Below are 5765 nucleotides of genomic sequence, written 5' to 3'. Positions count from 1 at the left end.
GGCGGTTCCTCGACATCGGCTCCGGCATTCCCACGGAGGCGAACGTGCACGAGGTTGCGCAAAGCGCCGCACCGGAGGCGCGAGTGGGGTACGTCGACAAGGCCCGACCGCTGTCGCGCACAGCGAACTGTTGTTGGCCGACAACGACCTCGCCACGGTGGTGCACGCCGACATGCGCGACCCCGAGTGGATCCTGGACCACCCGGAAACCCGTCGGCTGCTGGATTTCGACCAGCCCATCGGGATGTTGGTGCTGATGATGCTGCACTGGCTCCCGGACGATGCCGATCCCTGGGCACTCGTGGCCCGCTTCCGCGAAGCACTGCCTCCAGGCAGCTTCTTGGCCATCACGCACATCAGCGGCGACAACCGGGATCCCGGCCTGGCGGTGGCAACGGACGCGATCAAGCAGAGCCGAAGCGCCGACCAGCTCAACGAGCGTTCCCACGCGAAGGTGCTCGAGCTGTTCGGTGACTTCCAGCTGGTCGAGCCCGGCCTGGTCGACTGCTCGGCGTGGCGGCCGGCGGGCAATCGCGACGAGGCCGGTGCCCCGGCGGCGGAGACCTTCATCTACGGCGGCGTGGGTCGCAAGCGTTGAGTTTTCACCCAAGCCACGCCCTTCATGGTGCGCCGTTGCCAGGCGTGCGGCGCCGCAACGGTGTCCGGCGTCCCCTTCAAGCCTGCCACACGCCCGCTACCCCTCACGACTTGCCTGCGAGGGCGCACGCTGATTAGTCGACACTGCAAGGGCCGCCACCGGGCGCGTACCGACGTTCCCGGCCGAGTGGCGACTGCCGGGCTCCACTTGATCGAGCCCGCTCATTGATTCACGCGGACCGGTTTCCGCTTTGGCAGGCCATTGGACATGATCGGCCTGGCCCCGCACCGGCCGACAACGCGTCAGCAATCACCGGCAAGGAGAACCCGTCGCGCCGGCCGGCCGGACGTCGTCACTGCGACGGAGAACGCACGCGGGCAACGTCCGCGCACAGCAACTTCACCACGGTGCAACTTCTGATGCCTGGGGCAGCGCTCCAACTGACCGGCTGTGCGGCCGATGACCAACGCGCCCACGAAGGTGCGCGTGCAGGCGCTTGCATCGAAACGCTTACCGCATAGCGTCGCTGTTCAGGCCACTTCTCCGCCTCCAGGCCACTCTGGACGGGGAGTTGCCGGTCGGACGGCCCGTCACTTCAGGCCACACTCGACTCACCCAGGCGGGTGGTCGGTGCGGATGAGCACTTTCCCGTGCCAGCAGGGGGGTCAGCCGCGGTCGTGGTACGGAGCCGACGGCGGGCGCGATACCGTCCGCGTGACCTGTCCACGTTGGAACTCCGGCTGCGGCGTCGGGCTCAAGGTGACCGCCCCATCGGCTGACAGCGGACCGGCAGGCCGGATCGTAGGTGGTTCGATCGGTGCATCGTGGCCCATCGGTGCAGATCTTCGGGACGCGACCGTTGGCCGCGCAACACGACAAGCCTCACCGAACGAGGTCCTGGCGTTGCTCGAGCTCACCGGCCCCGGTGTGGGTTGCAAGGAGAGGGCGCGTCTCCTTGCAACCCTTCAGGCGCCCGATGCGGCGGTTCTGGCACCAGCCCGTGATCACCAAGCGGCGCCGCCTCACCTCCCGGTGTCTCGCTCTGCCCCGAGAATCCTTGCGCACCGACAACGACGAGCCGGCGCCGTCAAGCCGATGCAGTCGGCTCCAGGCACGGTCTGTTCGGCCGAGGATCCCGGCGGGTGCGCACGGTGCCGGTTATCGGGCGTTGTCCAGGTAGGTGGCCAGTTCTTCCAAGCCGATCCCGGCAATTCGTCCGACCATGCGCTCACGGCCTCGAGCGTCGAGTCGCCGCACCACGCGGGTGAGGACGTCTCGCCGGATCGCTTGGAGGGAAGTGGCGTTCAACGTGCAGATTATCTCGGCAGCCTTCTCGGGCGAGAGGTACGCGATGACCGGAACGATCAGTGCGGGGTTGCCGTTCCCGAGCCGGGTCAGGAAGTGATCACTTTGGACCATGCGGGTGTAATTGAGTTCGCCGAGGATGCGCCTTGCCGCGTCGACCGGCAGTTGAAGCAGGTGGTCGGCCGCCCTGACGGGGGCGAATTCGACGAGTGCCCTGGCCGCGATGTAGGGCGCTTCCTCGGCGGCGACCTCGATGGCGCTGATCACGAACGCCTCGTCGGTCGCCACCAATCGCCGGAGGATCGAACTTGTCAAGTCCGGCGCCAGGTTCGGCAGAAGGCCGATGAGGGTCTGCGGCGTGCTGACTCGGCAGAACAGCGCCCACGTGTTCTGGTCCTCGGACTGCGCCAGCCAAGCGACCAGGGGTGCGGCTGCCGCCCGCCGCCGCGTGAACGCCACGGTGACGATCTCCTCGGTGAGCTCGGGTTCCTTGGCCAGCAGCAAACCGAGGAGCTTGTACTGGCTTTCCACGGGTCGGCCGGCCAGCGCGGGGTGCGTGAGGACGTCGAGGGCGGTATCGGCGGGAAGTGCAGCCAGGAGGGTGAGTTGGAGGTCGGTGTCGTCGAGGACGTTCAGGGTGGCGAGGAGGTGGGCGAGGTGGTCGCGGTTCGCGGCGAGGACGTTCAGGACGGATGGGCGAAGGATGGCCCCGGGGGCCGCACGGAGGCGTTGGAGCAGGTGCCCGTCGGGGTCGTTGGTCACGAGTGTGGTGATGATGGCTGCGGCCAGCGTGTCGTCGGCGCAGGCCATGGCCGCCAGGGCGGTGGAGCCGTCCGGGATGCGGTCGATCAGGGAAACGCAGAGGTTGTGGCCTGGTCGCGCCAATGTCGTGAGGATGTGGGCCAGCAGGGCGGCGCCGCGGTCGGGATCGGCGCGGTGCAGTGCGAGCAGCAGGGCGGCGCCGGTGTCGGCCGCCGTTCCTGCGTCCCCGGCTCGGCCGGTGGTGTCGATGAGGATGCCGGTGAGCAGGGCGCCGGCCTGACCTGCGGGCATGCCGGCCAGAGCGGAGACCAGCAGCGAGCGTGCCGGCGTGTCACCGCCGAGCGCCAGGACCGCGGCAACGGCGTCCAGCTGCGGACCGAACTTCTCGTGTGCCGTGGTCAACAGTCGTCCGGCGACCTCCGGGCCGGCTGAATCAGCGAGAGCGAGGGCGATGCTCACGCCGCCGTCGGCGTCATGGGCGGCGACGGTGGCGATGACCAGAGCGCCCGCGTCGGTTTCGAGGTCGGCGATGAGGGTGGCGATGCGCACCCACTGGCCGGTGTTGGCCAGGGCCAAGCCCGCCGTGGCCAGGGTGGTGGGGCTCAGCGTGGCCACCAGTTGCTTGAACGCCTCGGGGTGGTGGGCCTGCAGCCGGGGCAGGAGCCGGACGAACGCTGCGGGTGTCCAGTTCACCCGTGCCAGCACGATCGCGGCCTGGCTCACCGGGATGCGGGTCAGGATCGCCGCCACCGCCTCCCGTCGTCGGGCGGCCAGCAGGGCCGTGATGGTGGGGGTCATCTCCTCGGGTGCGGCGGCCACTGCGGCCACGATCGCCGTGGCCGTGGCAGGAGAGGAATCCAGTGGTTCTCCGATCATCGCCGCGATGCGCTCGGGGCTGCCGGCCAGGGCGAGCACCACCGCGACGGCCGTGGACGTCGCCTGGGGATCGAGCTGCAGGATCCCGCTGATCAGAGCCTCGGGCGGTACCCCTGCAGTTACCGCCGCGGCCACCACGCCCCCCAGCCAGTCCGGCTGTGACCGTCCGGCGACCAGCAACGCCCGCAACGCCGACGCGTCAGCCCTCGCCCACATCGCCAGCCACAACGCCAGGTACCGGTCCGCGGGTGTGGCCGACGTGATCGCCCGTAGGACCTCGCCGGCCTTGGGCCAGTCCGGTACCAGGGCCAGCGCGTGCCCGATCGTGCCGCTCGCGTCCGGCTCGTTGGTCAACCACGCCGCCAACGCCGTGCCCATCTCCGCGGGCGGTGCCGCCGCGACGGCGCAGGCGAGCACCTCTACACCTTTCGCGTGCCGCCGCAGCCCGGCCTTCGCCGCCACCACCGCCATGCCCGGGGCGTGCACCGACATCGCGGCAACCACCTGGCCGGCAGCTCCCTCGTAGGCCTCCACCAGCAACGACACCAACCTGCCGATCCGGGTCGCGTCGAGCTCGTTGGCGTGCGCCCACCGTGCCAGAGCGGGCCACACCGCCGGGAAGGAGGTCACCAGCCGCAACCCCACCCCCTCCGGGTCACCCACCACGGCCACCCTGGCCAGGTCCGGTTGCGCACCCCACAGCGAGCCGATCAACCGCACCACGACGTCCTCGCCCAGCACCCCCCGGCCCTTGAGGCTCCACAACTCCGGCCACATCGCCTCGGCCGGCCAGGCCGCCCCGCGCACCAGCACCGCCAGCAATTCCGCATCCTCCGCGCTGGCCGGATACGCGTTCAGAAACGCGGTCAGACTCGGGAATTCCAGCTGCTCGACTGCCGACGAGGCGTCGTTCGCCGAAAGGTGCGCCCCGGCCCCCTCGTCGTAAACCACCCGCGACCCCGAGGCCAACCCACCAAAAGGATTGCTCACCATGCTCCCCAACACTTGTAACCACAATGGACAAAAATCACGAACCCTGCGCCACAGCCAACGCAGGAGTTCCATGACGAACCGAACCACGGCCTCCCCATCCGGAATGTGCCCGTGCCCTCGGACCGGCGGTCACGACGGCGGTCAACGGGCCACTTGGAAAACCAGGAGTCAGTCGGGGCTGCAGCGCCGCAACCCTTCCCAGGCCGGTCCACGACCTCGCAGCGCAGGCAACGATCCGGATGTGGACTCCCGGCTCCGCCGCCGCCCGGCAACACCGGTGGTGACGCAGTGACTCTGCGCCACCTGATTCAACGATCGGTCGTCTCACCCTGTGTCGCAGTGAACACGCCCCGTGATCCGTCGACACGGATTCTCGAGGCCGTTGGCAGGGTCCCGGAAGGGCCCTTTGGGCAACCCAAGGGGCACTCACGTCGGGTTTCCCGTTGGCAGGCGCTTTTGGAGAACAACGGCATGACGTACAGCACATTCTCTTGCGCATGCCGGTTCCCGTTCACCGATTCCACAGGTGAAGGAGAGTCGGAAGGCTTATGAAGTGAAAGGAGTCGCGATCGAACGACGTCGACCGAGCGGCTTCCCAAGCGACTGCGGCGACCGGGCCGCACCACTGGCGTTGGCTACTCGCCGTCCGCCCAGCGCGTCCACCGTGGACAGTTCCGTGCCTCTGCTGCCCGCCGCGCCGGTTCCCAGGTGGCCGAACAGGTAGTAGTGGATGCCGGGTTCGAGGTCTGCCTCGTGCACTCCCTTGCCTACTTCGATATTGGCCGAAGTGAAGTCACCGGCTGTGTCGTTTCGTTCAAGCCACCAGCCGACGTGTGGGCGGTAACGCAAAAGCCGCTGACCTGCGTCTATTGCAGGCACGCGGATATCTTCAGCATGAGTCGCACATTGTGGGCCGCCTGTCACTCGCGCGTTCCTCCAACTCCGCGGCTGGAGACCCGTCGGCACCGGGGTGCGGAGGTCGAGCGGGAAGGTGGACGCCCCGTGTCGACGCGACCAGCGCCGACGTGCCGCCACCCGGCACTCGCGGCGATAGCTTTGCCTGTCGACCGGTCGCGGCAGCCACCCGGTCGGCCCAGCACACACACTAGTGCCGCATCAAGCAACGTTGGGTAGGTAATCCGGTCGGCGGATCTTGGAGTTGACGGCGAAGTGGCGTTTGGGGTGGCTGTGGCGGTTGCGCCAGCGCAGGTAGCCGGCGATGGCGGCCTCC

Annotated in this window: 1 protein-coding gene and 1 pseudogene; one reads left to right on the top strand and one right to left on the bottom strand. The window is 68.7% G+C overall.

Annotation, left to right across the window (positions count from 1 at the left end; translation table 11 throughout):
• Positions 1 to 44 precede the first annotated feature (44 nt).
• Positions 45 to 598, top strand: a pseudogene (locus tag ACLJOU_RS46655) (SAM-dependent methyltransferase).
• A 1158-nt stretch (positions 599 to 1756) separates the two neighbouring features.
• Here ACLJOU_RS46655 and ACLJOU_RS46650 read toward each other — a convergent pair.
• Complete coding sequence (locus ACLJOU_RS46650; RefSeq protein WP_410575741.1) at positions 1757 to 4621, bottom strand: hypothetical protein; 2865 nt, start codon at positions 4619 to 4621, stop codon at positions 1757 to 1759.
• Positions 4622 to 5765: the final 1144 nt, after the last annotated feature.

The sequence above is a fragment of the Amycolatopsis sp. cmx-4-61 genome, from assembly GCF_046548775.1.
Taxonomy (GTDB): domain Bacteria; phylum Actinomycetota; class Actinomycetes; order Mycobacteriales; family Pseudonocardiaceae; genus Amycolatopsis.
Note: the sequence above shows the minus strand (reverse complement) of the source record. Positions and strands in the feature narration are given on the sequence as shown.